Raw genomic sequence first — 23,939 nt, 5'->3', positions numbered from 1 at the left:
GCCGGAAAAATCAACCGCTCATGCGCGCCTTGATCGCATGCTCGGCGAGCGTCTTGCCGAGCGACCAGACGGCGGACGCGTTGTGGGCGTCGGCGATCACTTCGTCGAAAGACTTCTCGATCCAGGCGCAATCCGCGTCGCTGAGCGTCAGGGCCGGAAGCAGTTTGATCGTCGGATTTGCGTGGCCGGCGACCTGGGTTAGAACTTTGTGATCCTTGAAAAGCGGAATGCAAATGAGCTGGCCGAACAGCCCTGAATTAGCCGTTTCGAGCAGGTTCCAGGTTGCTTTCAGCTTCAGCGACTTCGGCTGTCCGAATTCGACTCCGATCATCAGCCCCTTGCCGCGCACGTCGGAGACGAGCTCATAGCGGCTCGCCATCTCGCGGAAAGAGGCGAGCAGTCGTTCGCCCTTCGCCGCTGCGTTCTCGACGATGCGCTCGTCCCTGATCGCGTCGAGCGTCGCGACGCCCGCCGCCATGGCGAGATCGTTCTTGCTGAAGGTTGAGCCGTGAACGACCGCGCGGTCCATGCGGTCGAAGACCTTGTCGAAGATCCACTTGCGCGTGAGCACGGCGCCGACCGGCACATGGCCGCCCGACAGCGCCTTGGCGACGACGACCATGTCGGGTTCGACGCCCTTGTAATGGTCGATCGCAAAGAACCTGCCCGTGCGTCCGATGCCCGTCTGGATTTCGTCGGCGACGAAGAGCGAGCCGTATTTCCGGCACAGCGTCTGGGCGCCCGCGAGATAGTCGTCGGAGGGCATGTTGACGCCCTTGCCCTGGATCGGCTCGACGAAGAAGGCCGCGATTTCGCGCGAGGCCAGCGCTTTTTCCAGCGCGGGCAGATCGTCGAAGGGAATCTCCCGCGCATGGGGCAGCAGCGGCCCGAAGCCTTTCTTGAAAATCTCGTCGCCATTCATTGACAGCGAGCCGTAGGTCAGGCCGTGGAACGAATGGGCGCAGTGCAGAATGCCGGGACGGCCCGTCGCGGCGCGCGCGAATTTGATCGCCGCCTCGACCGACTCCGCGCCGGAATTGGCGAAGAAGACTTTGTCGAGGTAGGGCGCGCGCTCGATCAATTTCTCTGCGAGAACGCCGGCGAGCGTGGAGACGTCGAACTGGACGAGATTGGCGAATTCGCCGTCAAGGACGCTGACGAGCGCCTCGCGCACTGCGGGATGGTTGCGCCCGAGCGCGAAGACGCCCCAGCCGCTCAGGAGATCGAGATAGCGGTCGCCCTTGCGATCCCAAAGATAGGGCCCGAGCCCGCGCGTGAACCCGACGTCGTAGCCGATCGTTTTGAGAACGCGCACCCACATTTCATTGAGGTATCGCGAATGCAGGGAGAAACGGTCGCTTTCGCGCGCCGCGACCATCGCCGCGAGATCGTAAGGCGAGGCGGCGGCTCCCGCGCCGCCATGCGCAGCGGAAACGCTCGGTTGCGCAATCGACAGATCGGTCATGCGGGGCTCCGGATCGTAGAGAAAAGGGCCTCGGACTCCCGGCCGAGACGCGGGGCCTGGGCAGTCCGTGCTTTTCGATTGCGCGCGGCGCGCGATTTGTCAAATTCCGGTAAACGAGGGCGCGCGGAGCCCGGGGGCGCGAAATGTGCGCATGAGCCGGCGCCGGAGACGCTGGCGGGCCGTCGCCGGCGGCCTCCCGCCAAGACCATGGTCTCAAGGAGAATCCAATTTTTTTGAATCGCTTGCGAAACGTTGCAAAAGAGCGATTCTGGACGAATGGAGGCCCGCGCGGCGCGTATCCACAGCCATTCGGCAGAAAAATCGAAATCTCTGGTTGGATGAAAATCGTCCGATGTTATCCTCTCGTTAGTGATTCATTTGCCACGCAGCGATTCGAGAGTTTCATAAGCTCGCTGTCTGCGCCGGTCGAATGCTCTGGATCAGCACTGGGGAGTTGGTCGGTTGGGAGCGAAGGTAAATTTTCATGACGAGTTGGGCGCTGCGGCCGCCGCTGCGGAAAGCGACGAAGGCCTCGAGCTTGTTGAGGTAGCCGGGCGCATCAAATGGTTCGATGTCGCCAAAGGATATGGCTTCGTCGTGCCGGATGACGGATCGCAGGACATTCTCCTGCACGTGACGATTTTGCGCCGAAGCGGCCTGCAAACCGCTTTCGAGGGCGCGCGCGTGGTGTGCGAGGCGCAGCATCGGGCGAAGGGCATGCAGGTCTTCCGCGTCATCGCGATGGACGAGTCGACCGCGGTGCATCCCGCTCAGTCGGCTGCCGGCCGCACCCATGTTCAGGTCAAGGCGACGAGCGGCTATGAGATCGCCATCGTCAAGTGGTTCAATCGCGTGAAGGGCTTCGGCTTTCTGACGCGCGGCGAGGGGACCGAGGACATCTTCCTGCATATGGAGACGGTGCGCCGCTACGGCATGACCGAGCTCAAGCCCGGCGACAGCGTGCTGGTTCGTTACGGGGACGGCCCCAAAGGGCTCATGGCGGCGGAAGTGCGCCCGCTCGAGGCGAAGAACCCTTCCCATTGACGTCCCGCTTCCAAGGTCCCGCATTGACCTGGCGGCCCTCCGGCCCTTTATTGCGCCACAGCAAAAAAGCGTTTGGAGGGCGCATGCCGCGTCGGGCTTTTCCGTCTTTCAATCTCGTCCGGCTGCTTGCGGCGCTGTTCGTCTGCAGCTATTTCGCGTCTGCCGTCGGCGCCCGCGCGGAGGCGCCGCTGCAGCGACTCGAATTCGTCACGTCGAGCGGACCCCACGAGTTCCATGTCGAGCTGGCGGACACGCCCGGCGAGCGCGCCAAAGGCCTCATGTATCGGAAACACATGCCGGCCGATCAGGGCATGCTTTTCGACTTCCACGAAGAGACGCCTGTCATGATGTGGATGAAGAACACCTATATCCCGCTCGACATGGTCTTCGTGTCGCGGCATGGCATGGTGACGGCGATCGCGGCGGACACGGTTCCCATGTCGGAGGCGACGATCTCTTCCGACGGTCCGGCCTATGCGGTGATCGAACTCAATGCGGGCACGGCCAGCAGGATCGGGCTCAAGCCGGGAGACCTGGTGCGCCACCCGGCCTTCAAGCGTTAGCTTCGGCCGCCCGTCGCCTTGTGAGGCGTCGCGTCGCGTGGTAGCGAAGTCACGGGGCAGGGGCGCCATGGCGTTCCAAGGTTCGTCGGGGTATAGCGCAGCCTGGTAGCGCGGAAGTTTTGGGTACTTCAGGTCGCAGGTTCGAATCCTGCTGCCCCGACCAGCGCCTTCTCCGCTCAGGATTCCCGGTCATGGACCGTACTGGCTGTTTGGGCGAAGCTGTTCTTCATATTTCTTGCAGCGATGGGCGCGGCTTTTTTATACTTCGGACCGAGGACTTCCTCCTCATGGATTCCTGTCTGGACGAAGGCGGCTGCTGGGCTTCGCGCCGGAGGGACTGCGTTTATGGTCGGGGAATGCGACGCCGAGCGTCGTGAGGCCGCAAAGATCAGGTTGCAAATTCCCCTTGGCTGATTACGAAGGGGACGAGGATTCAGGCCTCCAGCGGGGCTGGTGGAACCAAACCGCTCCATGAGAGACAAGAGGTTGAAATGACGGCTCGCATCTATCGTCAATCGACGAGCGTGACCCAGTCGGGTCCGGGTTCCGCCAAGCCCTGGCGGCTGGTTTTCGACCCCGCGGCGCCACGCTCGATCGAACCGCTGATGGGCTGGACCAGCTCGGGCGACATGAAGCAGCAGATTCGCCTGCGTTTTGAGACCAGGGAAGAGGCCGTGGCTTACGCCGAGCGCGAGGGCATTCCCTATCGCGTCGAAGAGCCCAAGCCCGAGACGGCTTCCCGCCGCATCGTCTCCTACTCCGACAATTTCAAGACGAACCGCATCGGTTTGTGGACGCACTGAAGCCGTCAAGGCCCCGTAGCTCAGCCGGATAGAGCAACCGCCTTCTAAGCGGTAGGTCGCAGGTTCGAATCCTGCCGGGGTCGCCAGAATCGACATATTTTGCTAACAACCTGCCTGCCCGCCGGTCGAAAAATCCGGCGGGCGGCACATTGTTTTCGGGAGCGCAGAAGCTCCATGGCGCCTCTTCCAGAGCGAGAGCCGCAGCAGCCGTCCGTGCGTTCGTCGCCTGATGGCGTCGCCGCCGAGCGACGCAAAGATGAGAAGGGCTAAGATGCGGCTCGACCGGGCTTTGGTGACGGGCTTCGCGGCGCTTCTGGCGTTCGGCCCCCTGTTCGCGCCGGCGCCGGGCCGCGCCGAGGGCGGGCTACTGGAGTTCCTTTTCGGGCCCGATCCTACCCCGCAACCGCAGATCGCGCCGCGCGCCCGCCGCGACTCGGCTCCGGCCCGCAGGATCAAGGGCGCCGTGGGCGAACTTCGCTTCGCCAAGCCGAAGGACAGCCTTCCCGGCGGAGGCACAGGATTTTCGACGGAGCCTGCCGCCGGCGGCTTTTGCGTGCGCACCTGCGACGGCTATTTCTTCCCGCTGATCAAATCCACCAAGGCGACGCGTCAGCAGTCCTGCGAGCTCGCATGTCCCTCCGCGCCGATGGAAATCTACGACGGCGCGACGATCGAGACGGCCCGCAACTACAAAGGCCAACGCTATTCGGCCCTGCCCGTCGCCTTCGCCTTCCGCGAAAGGGCGAATACGCGCTGCGCCTGCAACGATCCGAGCACGTCGCAGGCCTTCTTCGAGAAAACCGCCCGGAACGATCCCACGCTGCAGTCCGGCGACGTCGTGGTCGAGGAGACCGGCGCCTTCGTCTATAGCGGCGCGAGGCTCGTCCCGCTCGGCAACGCTTCCTTTATGTCGTCGTCCCTGCGCGGGCGGCTGCGGGCGATGTTGCGCCGGACAGGGAGCGTCAGGCCGGCCATGAGCGACGCCCCCGCGGCGCCGCCGGGCGCGCAGGTCGAACCAAGCAAGGAAGATCAGACCGGCAGCACGCGCTGAGGCGCAGTCGCGCCTAAACTTTGCCCTTTACACGGCCGTCCCGCAAAGTTAGTTGCCGTAGCTCATTGTGACGGTTTTATGACAATGATTCCTCGGGCAGTTCCGGGCGGAGGCGCAGATGTTGTCGTGGTTCCAGGCGCTGATGCCGAAGGAAGAGCGCTTTTTCGACCTCTTCGAGCGTCACGCCGAGACGCTCGTCGCGGGGGCGACGGCGCTGCGCCGGATGCTCGACGGCGGCGACGGCGTCGCCGGATTCCGTCAGGAGATTCGCCGGCAGGAAAACGCGGCCGACGAGATTACCCGCGAGACGCTCCTCGCGGTGCGCCGGACTTTCATCACGCCTTTCGATCGCAGCGACATTCGCGACCTCATCACCGCGATGGACGACACGATCGACCAGATGCACCAGACGTCTAAAGCGACCCAGCTTTTCGAGACGCGCGACTTCGACGCCTCCATGCGGCGGATCGGCGACATCATCGTCCAGTCGGCGGAGCTGACGCGAGAGGCCATGCCGCTGCTGCGGGCCATGAGCGCGAACCACGTCAAGCTCAATGCTTTCAGCGAGGAAATCACGCGCATCGAGGACGAGGCCGACGCCATCCACGACGAGGGACTCAAGGAGCTGTTTCGCGCGCATCGCACGAGCGACCCCATGGCTTATGTCGTTGGCTCGGAGATCTATGGCCACCTGGAGAAAGTCGTCGACGGTTTCGAGGACATTGCGAACCGGGTGACGGGCATCGTCATCGAGCACGTCTAGGGGGGCGGCGTGGAGGATTTGCCGCTTCTCCTTTACGGCCTCATCGCCGTCGCCCTGGCGTTCGACTTCCTCAACGGGCTGCACGACGCCGCCAATTCCATCGCGACCATCGTGTCGACGCGCGTGCTGCGGCCGCAATACGCCGTGTTCTGGGCCGCCTTCTTCAATTTCGCAGCCTTCCTTTTCTTCGGCCTGCATGTCGCGCAGACCGTCGGCACGGGAATCATCTCGCCGCAGATCGTCGACGACAGGGTGATCTTCGGGGCGCTGATGGGGGCGATCTCCTGGAACCTGATCACCTGGGCGCTCGGCATTCCGTCGTCGAGCTCGCACGCGCTGGTCGGCGGCCTTGTCGGCTCCGGCGTCGCCAAGACCGGCGTGAGCGCCATCGTGTGGAGCGGATTGGCCAAGACCGGCTCGGCCATTGTGCTCTCGCCCGCTCTCGGATTCCTGCTCGCGCTTCTGCTCGTGCTCGGCGTGTCGTGGCTTTTCGTGCGACGGACGCCCGTCGCGGTCGACACGATCTTCCGCACCCTGCAATTTCTTTCCGCTTCGCTTTACTCGCTCGGTCATGGCGGCAATGATGCGCAGAAGACGATGGGCATCATCGCGGTGCTCTTATACTCGCACGGAGCCCTCGGCGGCGAATTCTATGTGCCTTACTGGGTGGTGCTGACCTGCCAGGCGGCGATGGGCCTCGGCACGCTTCTGGGCGGATGGCGGATCGTGCACACGATGGGCTCCAAGATCACGCGCCTGACTCCCATGCAGGGCTTTTGCGCCGAGACCGGCGGCGCCATTACGCTTTTTCTCGCCACGAGCTTCGGCGTTCCCGTCTCCACGACGCATACGATCACCGGCGCTATCGTCGGGGTCGGCGCCGCGCGGCGCGTTTCCGCGGTGCGCTGGAACGTCGCCAAGGACATCGTCGTCGCCTGGATCGTGACCATGCCGATGTCGGCCTTCATCGCTGCGTTTTTTTACCTGACCGCGAGTTTCTTCGGATGAGGAAGAACGCGCCGAAACCCAAGAAGAAAGGCGAAACGCCGATTGCGCCGCGTATGCAATATGCCGCGCTTCCCTGGCGCGTCGACGCGGAGAAGGGCGTGGAAATTCTCCTCGCGACCTCGCGCGACACGAAGCGTTGGGTGATTCCGAAAGGCTGGCCGATGAAGGGCCGCAAGCCACACATCGTCGCAGCGATCGAGGCGATGCAGGAGGCCGGGCTTCACGGCAGGGTCGACAAAACGAAGCTCGGCGATTTCGAATATGAGAAACGGCTCAAGGGCGGTTCGGCGATCGATTGCCGCGTCGAGGTCTTCTCCCTGCAGGTCGAACGCCAACGGAAGAAATGGCCGGAGAAGGGCCAGCGCGTGACCTATTGGTTCCCTTACGCCGTCGCAGCGCAGCAGGTCGACGAGCCGCAATTGCGGGAGATTATTCTGGCGTTCGGTAAAGCCATGACGGCGGCGGGCGAAAAATAATCCTGGACGGTTCATTTCCGCCGCGTAGGCGGGCGGGAGGCTGAAAGATCGGGATGCGAGCCTGAAGGGTCGCGGTCCAGTGGCGCTTTTTTGGACCGCGCGCCTTCAGGCGCACAGCAAAGGACATCGAGGCGCAAATCGGGCTTCCCGACTTGTGCTTTGAGGATCGATCGCTCGCGCTTCGAGACGCTTGCTGCGCAGGCTCCCCAGCATGAGGGGCTTCTTCCTTCGGCGTCCCAACACTTAGGCCTCCTGAGGAGCGAGCGAAGCTCGTGTCTCGAAGGGCGAGGCCGCCTTGGGAAGTTTGTCAACAAACTGGGGCGTCTTTCAGACGCCGCATCTAGCCGCTCGCGGCGTCCGACAGCCGCGCGAACCCGGCTTCGAGATCCTCCTTCAAATCATCGACGTCCTCCAGCCCGATCGAGAAGCGCAGCGCCGGTCCTTCCGCCTTCCATTTCGTCGCCGTGCGGAACGGCGCGCAGTCGAAGGGCAGAACGAGGCTTTCATAGCCGCCCCAGGAGAAGCCGATCCCGAAGAGCTCCAGCCCGTCGACAAAGGCGTCGACGGCTTTTTGGGCGGCGGGGCGAAGGATGATCGAGAAGACGCCTGATGAGCCGGAGAAGTCCCGCTTCCATAATTCGTGGCCGGGATGGCCGGGCAGAGCAGGGTGCAGCACGCGCGCGACTTCCGGCCGCTCCGCTAGCCACCTGGCGATCTCCAGCGCCGCGCCTCCTTGCTCGCGGAGCCGCAAGGCCATGGTGCGCAGGCCGCGCAAGGCGAGCGCCGCGTCGTCCGGCCCCGACCCCATCGCGAAAAGATTGAAGGTGTGCCGCAGGCGCTTCGCCCATTTGGCGTTGGCGGAGACGAGTCCGAGCAGCAGGTCGGAATGGCCGGAAAGATATTTGGTGCCGGCTTCGACCGCGAGGTCGCAGCCCCGCTCATGCGGCGGGAAAAAGAGCGGCGTCGCCCAGGTATTGTCGATGATGACGCAGACGCCCTTTTCCTGCGCGGAGGCGGCGATGGCGGGGACGTCCTGTATCTCCATGCTCTGCGAGCCGGGCGACTCCAGCAGGATCGCCGTCGTTTCCGGCCGGATCAGCGCCGATATGCCCGCGCCGATACGCGGATCGTAATATTCCGTCGTCACGCCGAAGCGCGCGAGAAAGCCGTCGCAGAAAAAGCGGGTCGGCGCATAAGCGGAATCCGTGACGAGGAGATGTGCGCCGGCCTTCGTCGCGGTGAGGAGCGCGAGCGCGATGGCCGCGAGCCCGGAAGGGACGAGCGTTGTGTCATCCGCTCCTGCGATCTCGCTCCAGGCTTTCTCGAGCGCGCGCGTCGTCGGCGTGCCCTTGGCGCCGTAGGTGTAGGGTTGGCGCAAAGCCGCCAGGTCGGCGACCGTCGGGAAGAGAATGGTCGATCCCCGATAGATCGGCGGATTGACGAATCCGAAATGTTCGAACGGTTCGCGGCCGGCCTGCGTGACAATCGTGGCCATACGCTTTTTTCGCCGCTTTTGGTCTTTATCGCTCTTCATCGTCGTCCCTGGGTCGCGGGCGGGCGCGCTTGCCCCACCGGACCCGACCGTAATATACCGAACTCGCAAATCCGAGCCGTCCATGATCGCCCGAGGCTTCCTTTTCGCCGTCTTCCTTGCGGGCGCCGTCGGCATGATCGGGCAGAGCGCCTCGGCCCAGACCGAACCGGGACCGACGCTCTCGACAATCCTCAAGCGGGGTTATCTCGCCTGCGGCGTCTCGGAGGCGCCCGGTTTCGCGCAGCCGCCCGCCGGCGATAAAGGGGACTGGACCGGCTTCGACGTCGATTTCTGCCGCGCGGTCGCGGCCGCGATTTTTGATGATCCGAAGAAAGTGCGCTTTCTGGGCCTCGCGGCCAAGGACCGCGTCCCCGCGCTGCAGGCGGGCTGGGTCGATCTTCTGGCGAGCGCCGCGCCCTGGACGCAGTCGCGCGACAGCGGCCAACGGGCGATCTACGCCGGCGCTTCCTTCTATGACGGGCAAAGTTTCCTCGTGCGGCGGCAGAGGAGCTTCGCGTCGGCGCAGGACCTGTCCAACGTTTCCGTTTGCGTGCAGCAGGGCACCTCATACGAGCTGGAGCTCGCGGATTTCTTCCACAAGCGGAAGGCCCCATACGAGCCGAAGCTTTTCCCGACATTCGACGGGGCGGCGGCCGGCTACGACAAAAGCCAGTGCGACGTTCTGACGGCGGATACGTCAATGCTCGCAGCAGCGCGCACGAAACTCTCGGCGCCCGACGAGCACGCCGTCCTCCCGGATATGATCGCCAAGGCGCCGCGCGGTCCGGTCGTGCGCCACGGCGACGACCAGTGGCTCGCCATCATTCGCTGGACGCTTTTCACGCTGATCGACGCGGAGGAGCTTCAGGTGTCGAGCGCCAACGCCGACGCGGCTTTGAAGTCGGAGGAGCCGAGCATACGCCATCTGCTCGGAGTCGAAGGCGATCGAAGCGCGGGATTGGCGCTTCCGGGCGACTGGACCTACCGCGTCGTGAAGCATGTCGGAAATTTTGCGGATGTCTTCGAGCGCAACATGGGGCAAGCTTCGCCATTGGGCATGGAGCGTCGCGCGAACGCTCTGTGGAGCAAAGGCGGGCTGATGTATGCGCCTCCTGTCAGATGAGCGGAGCATAAGGGAAAAAAGCGCAGCCGAACTCTGGCCGCCGCTGCGGCGCTTCGTGGAGGTCGACGCCGCCATCGGTCAATGGGCCATGTCGGGCGGCCCGGCGCGGCGCTTCGCCTACGAGTTCATCCGCTTCGGGATCAAACAGGCCTGGGCCTGCCTCTTCGGGGGCGTCATGGTTTTTCTCGTGCTTGCGACGCGGCTCTTCTATCCCGCCCACGCGCCGCTCGCGCGATACGACTTTCTCTTCCTCGCCGCGCTCGCCGTGCAGGCGGCGCTGATCCTTCTGCGCTTCGAGTCGCTGAAGGAGGCGGGCGTGATCTTCCTGTTCCATGTCGTCGGGACGGCGATGGAGCTGTTCAAGACCGCGCACGGCTCATGGGTCTATCCGGAGGAAGCGCTCTTCCGCATCGGCGGCGCGCCGCTTTTCACCGGCTTCATGTACGCCTGCGTCGGCAGTTACATGATGCGCGCCTGGGCGTTGTTCGATTTCCGCTTCGCCAACCATCCGCCGCTGTGGCAGGTCGGCGCGCTCGCGGCTGCGATCTACGTCAATTTTTTCGCGCATCATTACGTCGCAGACATGCGCATGCCGCTCTTCGCGGCGAGCGCGGCGATCTTCTGGCGCACGGCGATCTATTACCGCATCCACCATAGCTGGCGGACCATGCCGCTGCTGCTCGCGGCGTTCCTGGCGTCGTGCTTCATCTGGATCGCGGAAAATGTCGCGACCTACAGCCATGTCTGGCTCTATCCGGACCAGATGGCGGCGTGGAAGCCGGTGGGGATCGGCAAGCTCGGCTCATGGTTCCTGCTGCAGATCGTGAGCTACGCGCTGGTCGCGCTCGCCTGCAAGCCGCAGCCGCCGGACGACGCGCCGCTCGAAGAATCGCGGGCGCGGCATGAAGACCGGCTGACCGTCAGGTCGCGGCAATCCGCGTGAGCGACTTGCGCGCCGCTTGAACGCGCCCATCTTCGTGGTAGTCTTTTCCCTAGAGGGGGTGTTGCGGCTTCCATTCCGGTGGGGACCGGGTTGTCCCGGCCCCCTTGCGTTAGCCGACGATCACGGTGAGTTTCCAACGCCCGACCGTGATTTCGACCTTCACCCGGATTTTCACACGCAACCCCCCCTTTCGGTTAGCCAGCCGGATGACTGGCGCGCCGCTTAGCCAAGCTACAGGCTGGTTCGAAGTTATCTTCCCCGACGCGGGCTTGCGCGCGCCCACCATTCGGTCAGCGCATCGCGCGTCGGCTCGACATCCTCAGCCAAGGGGCCGGCGAAGATGCGCCATTCCTCGCGAAAATGCGGCGACACGGCTGCGATGACGGGAATGCGCGCCGTCATGGCGGCGCGGAAAGCATCGCACAGGCCGCCGCGCTCGGCCTCCTGCTTGGAGAATTTGCTGACGACGATGAGGTCGGCGCCCATCCGCGCGGAGCGCTCCACCGCGGCGCAGGCCATCGCAAGCTCGCCCGTATCGAGATTGCAGGCGACGGAGCCCGGCCCCAGGTCCTGCGAGATGAGGTATTCCGCGTCGGACGCGAGATCGCGCAGGAAAATGCGCGAGCGGCCGGCGGCGTCGGCCCCGCGCATCTGGGTCACGCCGGCGACCCGCGCGCCCGCCTGCGCCAGTTCGAGGGCGAAAGCGCGCATCAGAGCCTGCACATTCGCGCTGTCTTGCGCCGGAAGCGCGGCGATAGGCGTGGATGGCGGAGTTTCACGTTCCATGAGCGCCTCTTACTGTGGCGTTTGCTTGCGCGGGAAGGGGAGTTAAGGTGTGGCGCGCCCCACTTGTTTTAGAGGGCGCAAAGCCGATTTTATACAAGGTTACGGACAAGCGACGTGAACAAAGTGGGCGATGAGCTGAAGAAGGCGCCGGCGCCGCGCTCCGCACAGAACAGCGCCATCGACGCCTTTCTTGAAAAGGCGCGGGATGTCGCCGAGCCAGGGAGCTCGCGCGGGCGTCTGATCTTTGCGCTCGACGCCACCATGAGCCGCCAGCCCACATGGGATCTGGCGCAGTCCATACAAGGCGAAATGTTTCGCACGACCGCCGCGCAGGGCGGGCTGGACGTACAGCTTGTCTATTTTCGCGGTTTTCGTGAATGCCGCGCCTCGCGCTTCGTCTCGCAGGGCAAAGGCCTCGGGGCTCTGATGGCGCGGATCTCCTGCGAAGGCGGCCGGACCCAGATCGGCCGCGTGTTGGAGCACGCCCTGAGCGAGACCCGCGCGCTCCGCGTCGGAGCGATGGTCTATATCGGCGACGCGATGGAGGAGAAGATCGACCTTCTGGCCGCCACTGCGGGCGAACTCGGCCTGCTCGGCCTGAAGGCGTTCATGTTCCAGGAAGGCCGCGACGTTCAGACGGAAACAGCTTTCAGAGAGATTGCGCGGCTGACAGGCGGAGCCTACGCCGCCTTCGATCTTTCCGCGCCGCGCCGTCTCGCGGAGCTGCTTGGCGCCGCGGCCGCTTACGCCGCAGGCGGATTGCCGGAACTTGAAAAACGCGCGGGGCAGGGCGAAGGCGCCGCGCGATTGCTGCTGTCGCAGATGGGGTCACGATAAGCCATGCCGGTCTTGATGGGTTTTCTTGCGCTTGCGATCGGGCTCTTCGCGCTCAAGGCTTATGTCCGGGCGTCGCCGTCATTCCTCGCGCGGCTCATCAAACGCGGCGGCGGCTTCCTGCTGATGGCGCTGGGCGGCCTGCTGCTCGCGCGCGGCCGTCTCGATTTTGGCCTGGCGCTCGGCGCGACCGGCTTGTGGCTCATGGGGCTCGGCCGTCACGGAGGGCGCGGCGCCGACAACGGAAGAGGGGTCTCCCGCGTTCGCTCGGCGATGATCGAGATGGAGCTCGACCATGCGACCGGAGCCATTCGCGGCATGATCCTCGCCGGAAAGGACGAGGGAAAGCGCCTGGACGCGCTGACCCGCCCCGCGCTGCTGGATCTTTACAATGTCTGCCTGCGCGACGACCCGGACGGGGCGCGCCTGCTAGAGGCGTATCTGGACCGCCGCTTTGCCGGATGGCGCGCGGCAGGAGATTCGCACCGTGACGCGGGGGGCGCGGGCGAGACGCGCGCGCGCCGCTCGGGCACGATCACCGAGGACGAAGCGTACGAGATCCTCGGTCTGAAAAAAGGCGCGGCCGCGGCGGACATTGCTCGGGCGCATCGCGATCTGATGAAGAAACTTCATCCAGATCTTGGCGGGACGACGGATCTTGCCGCCCGCGTGAACGAAGCCAAGGACGTCCTGATGCGGCGCCATCATTGAGGCGCGCCGCAAAGCCTCTACGTCGTCCCAGGTCGCGGACATGGCGGCGCGCTCTCAGTTCTTGGTGGTGAAGCAGGAAAAGCCGGAGCGCTTCAGCGCAGTGCAGGCGGAGACGGCGCTCTGCTCCTCGAGACCGGCGAAGCGGGCGCGATAGAGCGTCTCCTTGCCTTTCTGCACCTTTTCCGTAAAGGCCTTGGCGGTCGCCGGGAAGCCCTGGAGCTGGCTGCGCGCGCGCGACAGCAGCTCGTTGGCCTTGTTCGGATCTTCGGCGGCGCCGATCTGGATCATCCAGCCGGGCTTGGTCGGCCGCGCGGGGTCAGCCTTGGCGACGTTGGCGGCGGACCGAATGGCGGCCGGCGTCGTCGTCGCGACCGTGATCTCGCGGGCCCTGGACGGACGGCTTGACGTCGAGCCGTCGATGATGGCGGCGAGATCGTTCTTCGCGAGGGCCTTCCTGGCCCCCTTCCTGTCGGCGGCAGGCTCCTCGGCGCGCTTCTGGACGCCCGAGACGAAGGCCGGACGAATGGCGGACGCCGCTTTCTCAGGAGCCTTCTCAGCCGGCTTCTCGACCTTTTCGCGCGCCGGGATCGAGGCGGGCGGCATCAGCGCGGCGGACCGGCGCAGGGCGCGGGTCGTCGGGACGGCGTTGACCGGCTCGGAGTCGATCTCCGGCTCCTCCGCGCTGTAGGCGACGCGCTCGACCGAACGCGGCGCGACGAGGGGCTCCGAGAGAACCGGCTGTTGCTCGGCGACGACCGGGCGCTCGGCAATGGGGGCGGCGTCCTCGGCCGCCGAGCCGTCCTCCGCAATCGCCGCCGCCGTGCGGACGTTCGAGCCGCCGCCGATATGATCCTCGATCAGTTGCGCCATGATGCGGTCGCGGCCGCCGGCCGTGGCGCCTCCCATGACGACGGCGACGATGTGATGGCCGCCGCGACGCACCGAGGTCAGCAGGTTGAACCCCGAGGCGCGGGTGTAGCCGGTCTTGATGCCGTCCATGCCCTCGACGCGGCCGAGGAGATGGTTGTGGTTGCGATGCAGCGCGCCATTATACGCGAAACTGTGCGTGCTGAAGTAACGATAATAACGCGGGAAGCGATCCTGAATCGCGCGGCCGAGAATGGCGAGGTCATAAGCCGTGGTGATCTGGTTGGGGTCCGGCAAGCCCGATGCGTTTTCGTAATGCGTATTGCGCATCCCCAGCGCATGCGCCTTGCGGGTCATCATCTGGGCGAAAGCGCGTTCGTCGCCGCCGACATTCTCGGCGATGGCGCAGGCGATGTCGTTGGCCGATTTGGTGACGACCGCCTTGATCGCGTTCTCCACGCTGATCGTTTCGCCCGGCTGCAGGCCGAGCTTCGAGGGCGCCTGGGCGGCGGCGTGCGACGAGATCATGAGCGGCGAGTCGAGGCGCAGGCGGCCTTTCTCGATTTGCTCGAAGAGCAAATAAAGCGTCATCACCTTGGTGACGGACGCCGGGTGGCGCAGCTCGTGCTCGTTACGGGAATAGAGGGTCTTGCCGCTATTGGCGTCCATGACGATCGCGGCGAAGCCGCGATGTTCGCCGACCACGCCGTCATCGCCGCCGCTATATCCGCCGCCAGCGGTCGGAGCGTAGAAGCGGTGGCTGCGGGCATGACGCACATAGGCGCGATGATGCGCGAAGCGATGATGGTAGACATGGCGGCTATAGGCGTGGCGGTAGCCGTGCCGTCGCGCTTCGGCGGGTATCGACGTGACGGCGACGAATGCCATGATGACCGCGAAGATGGCGGCAAGTGAGCGGGGCTGCGCCAAGCGGTCCAGCAGACTCGGTTTCAACATTTGCTACTCGCCCTTACGGAACAGGCACATGCGCTGGAGACGACAACCGGAAATTGGCGTCGCAAAAACGCTACAGTTATTCAGGGTAAGAGAACGCAGTTACCCGGGGGTTAAGCGTTCGCGGATTTTTTGAGGTGAATTTTGCGGCGCAACATTTTTATTGACGATCTTTTGTGCAACGCATATATTCCATCCTGTCAGCAGGCGCGTGTGCCGCGCCGCCAGGGGGCGGCGGATGGAGGATGGGCGCCGTTTTATGAGGACGAACCCCATGGTGGCCAATTTCGATAGCGTGCAGCAGCTCGGCAAGGAGCAGTTCGAGGCGGTTTCCGCTGCGGCCGCGGCCGTCACGAAGGGCTGGCAGAGCATTGCCGCCGAGACGACCGACTACTCGAAGAAATCCTTCGAGAAAAGCCGTCTGCTTGCGGAAAAGCTGATTGCGGTGAAGAAGATCGACGAAGCCTTCGCGCTTCAGACGGACTTCGCCAAGAGCGCTTACGAAGATTTCATCGCCGAGGCCGCCAAGATCGGCGAACTCTACACCTCCATGGCCAAGGAAGTCTTCAAGCCGATGGAGTCGGTCACGAAGAGCTTCACGGCGGCCGAGTAAGGTCGTTTATCGCCCCATTCGTCCGGGGCGCAGCCAAAAAAGAGCCTGGCCGGCTCCTCTCGGCCGGGCTTTGTTTTTTGTTCCGTCGCGCAACCGGCGCCGGCGGCTCTTCTTTGGTGGATGACGCCGAGCGGCCATTTCGGCCGCGCTCTCGGATCGCTAAATTCCAATCTGGAATCCTAGCCCGTCCAACCTCCACGGGCGCAGCAGCGGTTCGAGATGAGCGCCGAAAAAGCCGGTTTCGTCCACCTTCACCTGCATACCGCTTTCTCGCTCCGCGAAGGAGCGCTGACGGTCGGCAAGCTGATCGACCTCGCCGCTCGCGACGAGCAACCGGCGCTTGCCGTCACCGACACGAATAATCTCTTCGCCGCCCTGGAATTTTCCGAGAAGGCGGCCAAGGTCGGCATACAGCCGATCGCCGGCGTGCAACTCAGGGTCGACTTCGGCGACGGCAAGTCGGGCGGCCCTTCGGGACGGGACGAAGGCTTCGCCCATCTCGTGCTCCTCGCCAAGACCGAGGCCGGCTATCTCAACCTCATGCGCGCCGCCTCGCGCGCTTATCTCGACACGGCGGAAGGCGATGAACCGCATGTCTCGCTCGCCGCTTTGGCCGAGGACGCCGCCGAACTGATCGCGCTGACGGGCGGGCCGGACGGCGCGCTCGACCGGGCGTTGGCCGCCGGTCGTCCCGAGCTCGCGCGGGTGCGGCTCGCCACGCTGCAAGATCTGTTTCGGGATCGGCTCTACCTTGAAATTCAGCGACATAATCTTCAAGTTGAACGTGAAGTAGAGTCTCAGCTTCTGGATCTCGCCTATCGCCGCGGCGTGCCGCTCGTCGCGGCTAACGAGCCTTATTTCGCCTCGCGCGGCGACTTCGAGGCCCATGACGCGCTGCTCTGTATCGCTGAGGGGACGGTGACAAGCGTCGCCGACCGGCGCCGCGTCACGCCCGAGCACTATTTCAAGACGCGAGCGGAAATGCTGGCGCTCTTCGCGGACCTGCCCGAGGCGACCGCGAACACCGTGGAGATCGCCCAGCGCGTGAGCTACCGGCCCCGCACACGCAAGCCCATCATGCCGCGCTTCCTGCGCGACGCGCCCGGCGATCGGCCGCTGACGGAGGTGGAGGCCGAGGAGCTGCGCCGCCAGGCGACAGATGGGCTTGAGGCGCGCCTCGCATTTCACGGCCCGGCGGAAGGGCACGACCGCGATGAATATTTCAAGCGTCTCGACTTCGAGTTGAGCACGATCGAAAAGATGGGCTTTCCCGGCTACTTCCTGATTGTTTCGGACTTCATCAAATACGCGAAGTCGAAGGGGATACCCGTCGGACCCGGCCGCGGCTCGGGGGCCGGTTCGCTCGTCGCCTACGCCCTGACCATCACCGATCTCGATCCGCTCCGCTTCGGCCTCTTCTTCGAGCGCTTCCTCAACCCGGAGCGTGTCTCGATGCCGGACTTCGACATCGATTTCTGTCAGACGCGGCGCGGTGAGGTGATCGACTATGTTCGCGACCGCTACGGCGCGGACCGCGTGGCGCAGATCATCACCTTTGGCTCGTTCCTGGCGCGCGGCGTGCTCCGCAGCGTCGGCCGCGTGCTGGAAATGCCGCTGGGGCAGGTGGACAAGCTCGCCAAGCTCGTGCCGCAGAACCCGGCCAAGCCGGTCAGTCTCGCGGAGGCGGTCGCTGGCGAGCAGAAATTGCGCGAGGCGGCCGAAGAGGACGAGCGCGTGGCGCGGCTCTTCAAGATCGCCGGCGCGCTGGAGGGGCTCTACTCCAACGCTTCCACCCACGCAGCCGGCGTCGTCATCGGCGACCGGCCGCTCCATGAAGTGACGCCGCTCTACCGCGACCCGAAATCCGACATGCCGGCGACCCAGTTCAACATGAAGTGGGTCGAGCCGGCGGGCCTGATCAAGTTCGACTTTCTGGGGCTCAAGACGCTGACCGTGCTCGCCATGGCCGGCGACCTCGCGCGCCGCCGCGATCCCGATTTCGATCTCTCCAAAGTGCCGCTCGACGACAAGGAAACCTACGCCATGCTCGGCCGCGGCGAAACCGTGGGCGTGTTCCAGCTCGAAAGCGCGGGCATGCGAAAGGCGCTCGTGGAGATGCACGCCGACCGTTTCGAGGACATCATCGCTTTGGTCGCGCTCTACCGGCCGGGCCCCATGGCCAACATCCCCACCTATTGCGCCGTGAAGCTCGGGGACGAGGAAGCCGACTATTACCACCCCAAGATCGAACCGATCCTGAAGGAGACCTTCGGCGTCATCATCTATCAGGAACAGGTGATGCAGATCGCCCAGGCGCTCTCGGGCTACACGCTCGGCGAGGCCGACATGCTGCGCCGCGCCATGGGCAAGAAGATCAAGGCGGAGATGGACGCCCAACGCGAGCGCTTCGTGAAGGGCGCCGTTGAGCGGGAACTGACAAAGGAGCGCGCCAACTTCATTTTCGACCTTCTGGCGAAGTTCGCGGATTACGGCTTCAACAAATCCCACGCCGCGGCTTACGCGCTGATCGCCTATCAGACGGCCTGGTTCAAGGCGCATTATCCGGCGGAGTTCCTCGCCGCCTCGATGACGTTCGACAAGAGCCAGACCGACAAGTTGGCCGAGTTCCGCGACGAGGCGCGCCGGCTTGGCATCGCCGTGGAGCCGCCCTCCATCAAGCGCTCGGGAGTCGATTTCGACGTCGCGCCGGGGCCGGACGGCAAGCTCGCGATCCGATATGCGCTTTCGGCCATCAAGGGGGTAGGCGAGGGGCAGGCCGAGTCGATTGTGCGCACGCGGGGGGATCGGCCTTTCAGAAGCCTGTCGGACTTCGCCAGCCGGATCAATCCGCGCGAGGTGAACAAGAAGGTTCTGGAGAACCTCGCCGCCTGCGGGACGTTCGACGAGCTGGAGCCGAACCGCGCCCGCGTCTTCGCGGCGATCGAGGCCATTCTCGCCACCGCCAATCGCCATGCGGAGGATCGCAAGGCGGGACAGAACGCCCTCTTCGGCGCGGTGGAGGCGGAGGATATCGTTCTGCCCAAGGTTCAGCCCTGGCCGGCCGCCGAGGTGCTTCGGCGCGAATATGAAGCGGCGGGCTTTTTCCTTTCCGGCCACCCGCTCGACGCCTATGCGGGTCTCCTACCCAAATTGAGAGTGTCGCGTTGGGCCAAATTCGTGGCGGACGTGAAGGGCGGGGCGACCGCCGGACGCCTCGCAGCGGTGGTTCTGGACCGCGCCGAGCGCCGCACCAAGTCGGGATCGAAGATGGGCATCGTGCAATTGTCGGACATGACTGGCCAGTACGAAGCCATAATTTTCGCGGAAGCGCTCAACCAGTATCGTGACACGCTCGAAAAAGGCGCAGCCGTGCTGGTGACCCTTTCGGCCTCGGTGGAAGGCGACGACGTGCGCGCGCGCATCGTCGCGGCGGAGCCTTTGGCCACTGCGGCGGCCCGCGCGCAAAAGGGCTTGCGGATCGTCGTCGGGGACCAAAGTCCTATAGACAGGATAAAAAACAGACTCTCCGGAAAGGGGGAGGGGGAGGTGTCGCTCCTCATCAAACGGCAGAAGTCGCCAGAGGAAATTGAGATCCGGTTGCCCGGCTCCTATCCGGTCAACGCTGAAGTCGCCAGCGCGCTAAGGGAGATTCCCGGCGTTCTGGATGTCGAATACCTCTGATCGCACGCGCTGGCGCGCTCATCATCAACATTATGATAAGATTTTATTTAATTTAATATCAGTTGTTTATGAGATTAATTTAAACAAGAAAGTAAGATGATGTTCTACATGAGTGCTAGAGCTGATCATGCGCCGGCGGCGATAACCGCGCGCGGATCGGCGGTCTGCAAGGCGCGGCGCGTGCGGGCTGGATCTCGAACGCCTGTCCTCGATCGCAAGCCAGTTGGAAAAAGAGAAATGTCGCCTTAGCATTTCGCCCGGCGAGACGACCTCTCGCTTCTGAAGACTACGATCCTATGTCGAAAAGGAGGTTTCAATGCCCAAAACGACGATCGCCAAACTCGCTCTCTGCGGACTCGCCATTGTGACGTTCGCGTCAATTTCGTCGTCCGCTTACGCGTTTGGCGGATGCGGACGCAATGGCCACAGGAATGCTTGGGGCGCCTGCGTCTACGGGGGCCAGAACCAAGGCTATTGCGCCGCCGTCGGCGGCAGGCGGGTGCGCATGCCGAACGGAAACGTTCGCTGCGTCCGATGAATTTAGCAGCCGATCCGAAATGAAGTCCGGGCGTGCTGACGAAGACCGGGTGGCTGTGCGCCGAAGTCGCCAGCCCCTTCGGGTAGGCTGAGATAGGCGGCGCTCCTTATTCATCGCGGCCGGCGCCTGAGGCCAGGCGCCGGCTTTTGATCGGATGGCGACGCCTCGGGCCGGCGTGGATCAAGACGCCGCCGTTGCCATAGCCGCGCCGCGTCCATAAATATCTTCGCAGGGAGCGCCCCTGTGTCGACCACACTCGATCTGCTCAAAAACGACCCGCGACCGCGCCATCCGGAGAAAGCGGCGCGGCCGGACCAGCCCGTTCTCAGGAAGCCGCCATGGATCCGCGTCAAGGCGCCAGGCTCGGCCGCCTGGGGCGAGACCGGCGCGTTGCTAAAGGGGTCGGGCCTCGCGACCGTCTGTCAGGAAGCGGCCTGCCCGAATATCGGCGAATGCTGGGAGAAGAAACACGCCACCTTCATGATCATGGGCGAGGTCTGCACCCGCGCCTGCGCTTTCTGCAACGTCGCCACGGGCCTGCCGGCGCCGCTCGATCCGAGCGAGCCGGGCAGGGTGGCCGAGGCGACCAGGGCCCTCGGCCTGTCGCATGTCGTGGTCACCTCGGTGGACCGCGACGACCTCCCTGATGGCGGCGCGGCGCATTTCGCGGCGACCATCCAGGCCATACGCGAGGCCTGCCCTGGAGCGACGATCGAGGTTCTGACCCCCGACTTCTTGCGCAAGGAAGAGGCGCTGGAGCGCGTCGTCTCGGCCGGACCCGACGTCTTCAATCATAATCTGGAGACCGTTCCTTCGCTTTACGTCACGGTGCGCCCGGGCGCCCGCTACTTCCATTCCCTGCGCCTGCTCCAGCGCGCCAAAGAACTCAACCGGGGGCTTTTCACGAAGTCCGGCCTCATGCTCGGTCTCGGCGAGACCCGCAACGAGATCATGCAGGTGATGGACGACATGCGCGCCGCGGAGGTCGATTTCATCACTCTGGGCCAATATTTGCAGCCGACGCGCAAGCACCGGCCGATCGACCGGTTTGTTCCGCCGGAGGAATTCGAGGCCTTTAAAACGATCGCGCTCGCCAAGGGCTTCGCCTATGTCGCTTCGTCGCCCCTGACGCGCTCGTCGCATCACGCCGGAGAGGATTTCGAGCGTCTCCGGGCCAGCCGGTCCGGGCGGCCCAAAGCGTGAATAAATCCGGCCGGCCGGGCAGAACGCGGCCTTTTCGCGCCACCGCCGTCTGATCGCCTCTCTGACCGGCGCCGCCATCATCGCGGCGCTCGACGCCAACCTGTCGGACGCTTTCGCCATGGTTTCAGGCAGGCCTGCCTGGCCCCCGCTTCGAGCCGCTGACGTCATGAACAAAAGCGCAGCCGCTTTTTTCAGTTTGCGGGATTTACAGGCCGATTGCAGCCGAAATTTCAGCCAGAGTCGCCCGTTCCGCCGCGCTCACCTTTTCGCCGCCAAATCCAAGGAAGCCGCCTTCGACGCCGGCCTCGGCCACCAGATTGGCGATGTATTTCAGCCAGTTCTTGAACGGCCGGGACTCCAGGGGCGTCGCGGCGTCAAGGATTTTCGCCGTATTCCGCAACTCTTCGAGCGCCCTGATCTTGATCTCCTTCAGTTCGCATCCCTGGATGAGCAGCCTGATGCGTTCGCGCGCGGCGGTGCGGGCTTCGGGCGTCAGCAGGTCGTCTACCACGGCCCTGATCAGGTCGTCGGCGCCGACATCCGCCTTGGCCGCGGCGAGAGCGCTGGCGGTGGCCATGCCCTCCTGAAGCGTGCCAATGAAGCCGCTCGGATCGCCAGCGCTCACCGCGAAGCCCACGAGAAGCGGAGCCTGCAGTATCCTGTCCCATTGATCCGACGTGAAATTCGCCCTGTTCGCCATAAGCCTCCCCGCTCAAAATGGAACTTATGGGAGCGAAAACTAGACGGATTTCCCGGCGGCGGGAAGGATCAGCGGGCCGGCGGGGCGATCGGCGAACGAATCATCTCGGATGGTTGGTCGCCCATACCTTTCCGCCTTCACGCGATCGCTCTGAGTGGGTCGGCGTTTCCACTTGTGCGGAAATGTCTTAAAAGCGCTGCCTCATGAAAAGCTTTCGAACCCGCCGCCACGTGTCCCATAGCGCCGCAGACATGTTCGCCCTCGTCTGCAACGTCGAAGCCTATCCGCAATTCGTGCCGCTGTGCGAGGGTATGAAAGTGCGCCGGCGCGCGGAGAAGGCGCCGGGCGTCATCGAGCTCGTCGCCGAAATGCAGGTCGGGTTCAAGGCCATCTGCGAGCGCTATACCAGCCGCGTCACCTGCGATTCCAACACGTTCGAGGTGAAGGTCGATTATATCGACGGGCCTTTCCGCAAGCTCGACAACCGCTGGTCCTTCCGGGAAGAGGCGCCGGGGCCGGATGGCAAGCCGCGTTCGCTGGTGGAGTTCTTCATCGCTTATGAATTCAAGAGCGTGGCGCTCGGCCTCGTGATGGGCGCGATGTTCGACAAGGCCTTTCAGAAATATGCCGACGCCTTCGTCGCCCGCGCCGACGCAATCTACGCGCGTCGCTGACACGGCGCGTCAGCCGTCCATCGCCGCGATCAGCATATCGAGCGCTTGATCCACGGATGCTTGCCGGATTTCCGCACGTGTGAGGGAGCCAAAACGCCGTTCAATATGGACGATGGCTCCTCCGCGTCGGGCGCTCGCGAAATGAACCAGCCCCACGGGCTTGTCCGCTGATCCGCCGCCGGGGCCGGCGATTCCCGTGACGGCGACGGCGATGTCCGCGGAGGAACGCGCGAGCGCGCCGTGCGCCATTGCTTGTGCCGTCTCGGCGCTGACGGCGCCATGCGCGGCGATCGTCGCCGCCGGGACCCCCAGCATCTCGATCTTGGCCTCGTTGGAATAGGTGACGAAGCCGCGGTCGAAGACCTTGGAACTGCCCGGAATTTCAGTGACGGCGGCCGAGACCAACCCGCCGGTGCAGGATTCCGCGGTTGCGACCTTCAAGCCGCCGTTCGTAGCTTTTACGACAACCATATTAGCTTTTTCGTTCAAGGTAATATACATTTCGATTCAATCCTGTAGAGGCTTTCCGCGCAGAATTTTCACGCCGCTTCGCAGCTTCTTGCCTTCGAGGCGCCTGAGTTTGGATGCGAGCGTGGGCTTGGTCTTGCGTCGCGGAGGCGGCGGCGGAGCCGCGGCTTCTCGGACGAGCTCGACAAGCCTGCCCAGCGCATCCTCTCGGTTGCGCTCCTGCGTGCGATGCCGCTGCGCCTCGATAATGAGAACGCCATCCTTCGTCAGCCGCGCGCCAGCCAGCCGCTCCAGCCGCATTTTCACGGAATCCGGCAGGCTCTGCGAATGTCTGACATCAAAGCGAAGACGCACGGCTGTCTCCACTTTGTTCACATTCTGCCCGCCGGGCCCGGAGGCGCGGAGGAACTCGAGCGAGATCTCGGAGTCCTCCAGAGAGAGGGTGGGTGTGACGCGGATCATGCGCTTGGCTGGCCTTGTTGGGGCGCGCCGCCCGCGCCCGTTCAATTCTATCGGAAACGCGCCGGCCCGCTTGTCAAGGCGCGAAAGGGATCACGGGTCGCAGGAGGGCAGGCAATCCTGCCGTGTCGGCCAGTTCGATGGCCCTTGCGGGCGCATATCGGCCGGTTGCGCGCCGCCTTCTTGAAGCGAGAGCCGGAAAAAGGCTGGTCGTTCGAACAGAAATACGAACCACCTGCCTTTCGAGTAGTATTTTACAAATGTTGGAACAAGAACGCCGACGGCCGCGAGAAGAAGCGCGACGGCGCCGCCGCCCAGAACGAGGCCCGTTTTGAAAAGAGCCACGCGCGCGGCGGCCACGGGCGGACAAACGCGAGATAAATCGTGAGAGATTGCGATCCAGGCGCGCGCAGGAATGACGCTCGCCGCGTCTCGGCGAGCAGCGCCGAAAAGGCGACGACCGCCGACGCGCCGGCGAAACCGAGCGCGAGCGAGACGCCGGGGAGGGCGGCGTAGCCGAGCGTCACCGCAAGGCCGTTGACGCCCGCCCAGGTGACGAGAGCGGCGACCGTATGGATTCGGGCCTTTTCCGCGAGGCGGAAAATTACCGGCGCGCAAAGATAGCCCGCATAAAAATACACGTAGCGCTCCGCGAATTCGCCGACGACGTGGAGCCCG

General features: G+C 64.3%; 24 protein-coding genes and 2 tRNA genes. 18 read left to right on the top strand and 8 right to left on the bottom strand.

The window, feature by feature from the left end; genetic code table 11:
- Nucleotides 1-10 precede the first annotated feature (10 nt).
- Complete coding sequence (locus tag ACNHKD_RS12015; protein WP_442753721.1) at nucleotides 11-1,465, bottom strand: aspartate aminotransferase family protein; 1,455 nt, start codon at nucleotides 1,463-1,465, stop codon at nucleotides 11-13.
- A gap of 462 nt (nucleotides 1,466-1,927) precedes the next feature.
- On the opposite strand from ACNHKD_RS12015, the gene ACNHKD_RS12010 reads away from it, so the two are divergent.
- The 9 genes from ACNHKD_RS12010 to ACNHKD_RS11970 all read left to right on the top strand — a co-directional run bounded on the left by ACNHKD_RS12010 (nucleotide 1,928) and on the right by ACNHKD_RS11970 (nucleotide 7,173).
- On the top strand, nucleotides 1,928-2,509 hold the full coding sequence (locus ACNHKD_RS12010) for a cold-shock protein (protein ID WP_442753720.1): 582 nt from the start codon (nucleotides 1,928-1,930) through the stop codon (nucleotides 2,507-2,509).
- Between the two features lie 83 nt (nucleotides 2,510-2,592).
- The gene (locus tag ACNHKD_RS12005) at nucleotides 2,593-3,072 is read left to right on the top strand and encodes a DUF192 domain-containing protein (protein ID WP_442753719.1); all 480 of its coding nucleotides are present in this window, start codon (nucleotides 2,593-2,595) and stop codon (nucleotides 3,070-3,072) included.
- Between the two features lie 86 nt (nucleotides 3,073-3,158).
- A tRNA-Pro gene (locus ACNHKD_RS12000) sits at nucleotides 3,159-3,235 on the top strand.
- A gap of 328 nt (nucleotides 3,236-3,563) precedes the next feature.
- Entirely contained in the window at nucleotides 3,564-3,875 is a 312-nt protein-coding gene (locus ACNHKD_RS11995) for an ETC complex I subunit (RefSeq protein WP_442753718.1), read from the top strand.
- A 9-nt stretch (nucleotides 3,876-3,884) separates the two neighbouring features.
- Nucleotides 3,885-3,961, top strand: a tRNA-Arg gene (locus ACNHKD_RS11990).
- Nucleotides 3,962-4,131: 170 nt separating this feature from the next.
- Nucleotides 4,132-4,926: a DUF2865 domain-containing protein gene (locus tag ACNHKD_RS11985; protein WP_442753717.1), complete on the top strand. Its 795-nt coding sequence runs from the start codon at nucleotides 4,132-4,134 to the stop codon at nucleotides 4,924-4,926.
- Between the two features lie 118 nt (nucleotides 4,927-5,044).
- Nucleotides 5,045-5,689, top strand: coding sequence for a DUF47 domain-containing protein (locus tag ACNHKD_RS11980; protein WP_442753716.1), 645 nt, complete (start codon nucleotides 5,045-5,047; stop codon nucleotides 5,687-5,689).
- Between the two features lie 9 nt (nucleotides 5,690-5,698).
- The gene (locus ACNHKD_RS11975; protein ID WP_442753715.1) at nucleotides 5,699-6,697 is read left to right on the top strand and encodes an anion permease; all 999 of its coding nucleotides are present in this window, start codon (nucleotides 5,699-5,701) and stop codon (nucleotides 6,695-6,697) included.
- Nucleotides 6,694-7,173, top strand: a complete 480-nt coding sequence (locus ACNHKD_RS11970) for an NUDIX hydrolase (protein WP_442753714.1) — start codon at nucleotides 6,694-6,696, stop codon at nucleotides 7,171-7,173. The genes ACNHKD_RS11975 and ACNHKD_RS11970 overlap by 4 nt, the downstream gene beginning before the upstream one ends.
- 340 nt (nucleotides 7,174-7,513) lie before the next feature.
- Here ACNHKD_RS11970 and metC read toward each other — a convergent pair whose 3' ends face one another.
- Entirely contained in the window at nucleotides 7,514-8,707 is a 1,194-nt protein-coding gene (gene metC / locus ACNHKD_RS11965; protein WP_442753713.1) for a cystathionine beta-lyase, read from the bottom strand.
- A gap of 82 nt (nucleotides 8,708-8,789) precedes the next feature.
- On the opposite strand from metC, the gene ACNHKD_RS11960 reads away from it, so the two are divergent.
- Nucleotides 8,790-9,830 (top strand): amino acid ABC transporter substrate-binding protein, encoded by a 1,041-nt coding sequence (locus tag ACNHKD_RS11960; RefSeq protein WP_442753712.1) that lies wholly within the window; start codon nucleotides 8,790-8,792, stop codon nucleotides 9,828-9,830.
- Complete coding sequence (locus ACNHKD_RS11955) at nucleotides 9,811-10,773, top strand: DUF817 domain-containing protein (RefSeq protein ID WP_442753711.1); 963 nt, start codon at nucleotides 9,811-9,813, stop codon at nucleotides 10,771-10,773. Before ACNHKD_RS11960 ends, ACNHKD_RS11955 begins: the two co-directional genes overlap by 20 nt.
- Nucleotides 10,774-11,022: 249 nt before the next feature.
- On the opposite strand, the gene ACNHKD_RS11950 is transcribed toward ACNHKD_RS11955, so the two are convergent.
- Nucleotides 11,023-11,559 carry a DUF2478 domain-containing protein gene (locus ACNHKD_RS11950; protein WP_442753710.1) on the bottom strand — a complete coding sequence of 179 codons (537 nt, stop codon included), beginning with the start codon at nucleotides 11,557-11,559 and terminating at the stop codon, nucleotides 11,023-11,025.
- 123 nt (nucleotides 11,560-11,682) lie between these two features.
- Between ACNHKD_RS11950 and ACNHKD_RS11945 the strand changes: the two genes are divergently transcribed.
- Together ACNHKD_RS11945 and ACNHKD_RS11940 are read left to right on the top strand one after the other, a co-directional pair.
- Nucleotides 11,683-12,396: a VWA domain-containing protein gene (locus ACNHKD_RS11945; protein WP_442756891.1), complete on the top strand. Its 714-nt coding sequence runs from the start codon at nucleotides 11,683-11,685 to the stop codon at nucleotides 12,394-12,396.
- Between the two features lie 3 nt (nucleotides 12,397-12,399).
- A complete protein-coding gene (locus ACNHKD_RS11940) occupies nucleotides 12,400-13,104 on the top strand; it encodes a DnaJ domain-containing protein (protein ID WP_442753709.1) in 705 nt (234 codons plus the stop codon).
- 54 nt (nucleotides 13,105-13,158) lie between these two features.
- On the opposite strand, the gene ACNHKD_RS11935 is transcribed toward ACNHKD_RS11940, so the two are convergent.
- Nucleotides 13,159-14,928, bottom strand: a complete 1,770-nt coding sequence (locus ACNHKD_RS11935) for a serine hydrolase (RefSeq protein WP_442753708.1) — start codon at nucleotides 14,926-14,928, stop codon at nucleotides 13,159-13,161.
- 271 nt (nucleotides 14,929-15,199) lie between these two features.
- On the opposite strand from ACNHKD_RS11935, the gene ACNHKD_RS11930 reads away from it, so the two are divergent.
- From ACNHKD_RS11930 to lipA, 4 genes are all read left to right on the top strand, one after another.
- On the top strand, nucleotides 15,200-15,538 hold the full coding sequence (locus ACNHKD_RS11930) for a phasin family protein (RefSeq protein WP_442753707.1): 339 nt from the start codon (nucleotides 15,200-15,202) through the stop codon (nucleotides 15,536-15,538).
- Between the two features lie 219 nt (nucleotides 15,539-15,757).
- Nucleotides 15,758-19,219: a DNA polymerase III subunit alpha gene (gene dnaE, locus ACNHKD_RS11925; RefSeq protein ID WP_442753706.1), complete on the top strand. Its 3,462-nt coding sequence runs from the start codon at nucleotides 15,758-15,760 to the stop codon at nucleotides 19,217-19,219.
- Between the two features lie 316 nt (nucleotides 19,220-19,535).
- Nucleotides 19,536-19,757 (top strand): GCG_CRPN prefix-to-repeats domain-containing protein, encoded by a 222-nt coding sequence (locus ACNHKD_RS11920; protein WP_442753705.1) that lies wholly within the window; start codon nucleotides 19,536-19,538, stop codon nucleotides 19,755-19,757.
- A 243-nt stretch (nucleotides 19,758-20,000) separates the two neighbouring features.
- Nucleotides 20,001-20,960 (top strand): lipoyl synthase, encoded by a 960-nt coding sequence (gene lipA / locus ACNHKD_RS11915; RefSeq protein WP_442753704.1) that lies wholly within the window; start codon nucleotides 20,001-20,003, stop codon nucleotides 20,958-20,960.
- 205 nt (nucleotides 20,961-21,165) lie between these two features.
- Here lipA and ACNHKD_RS11910 read toward each other — a convergent pair whose 3' ends face one another.
- Entirely contained in the window at nucleotides 21,166-21,660 is a 495-nt protein-coding gene (locus ACNHKD_RS11910; RefSeq protein ID WP_442753703.1) for a hypothetical protein, read from the bottom strand.
- 203 nt (nucleotides 21,661-21,863) lie between these two features.
- Between ACNHKD_RS11910 and ACNHKD_RS11905 the strand changes: the two genes are divergently transcribed.
- Nucleotides 21,864-22,334, top strand: coding sequence for a type II toxin-antitoxin system RatA family toxin (locus tag ACNHKD_RS11905; protein WP_442753702.1), 471 nt, complete (start codon nucleotides 21,864-21,866; stop codon nucleotides 22,332-22,334).
- Nucleotides 22,335-22,343: 9 nt separating this feature from the next.
- On the opposite strand, the gene ACNHKD_RS11900 is transcribed toward ACNHKD_RS11905, so the two are convergent.
- The 3 genes from ACNHKD_RS11900 to ACNHKD_RS11890 form a co-directional block, all read right to left on the bottom strand.
- Nucleotides 22,344-22,805, bottom strand: coding sequence for a CinA family protein (locus tag ACNHKD_RS11900; RefSeq protein ID WP_442753701.1), 462 nt, complete (start codon nucleotides 22,803-22,805; stop codon nucleotides 22,344-22,346).
- Nucleotides 22,806-22,841: 36 nt separating this feature from the next.
- Entirely contained in the window at nucleotides 22,842-23,264 is a 423-nt protein-coding gene (gene arfB / locus ACNHKD_RS11895; protein WP_442753700.1) for an alternative ribosome rescue aminoacyl-tRNA hydrolase ArfB, read from the bottom strand.
- 251 nt (nucleotides 23,265-23,515) lie between these two features.
- Nucleotides 23,516-23,902 (bottom strand): hypothetical protein, encoded by a 387-nt coding sequence (locus ACNHKD_RS11890; RefSeq protein ID WP_442753699.1) that lies wholly within the window; start codon nucleotides 23,900-23,902, stop codon nucleotides 23,516-23,518.
- Nucleotides 23,903-23,939: the final 37 nt, after the last annotated feature.

This window comes from Methylocystis sp. JAN1, from assembly GCF_052186135.1.
In the GTDB taxonomy this organism is placed as follows: Bacteria; Pseudomonadota; Alphaproteobacteria; order Rhizobiales; family Beijerinckiaceae; genus Methylocystis.
This window is presented reverse-complemented; position numbering and strand designations above follow the sequence as displayed.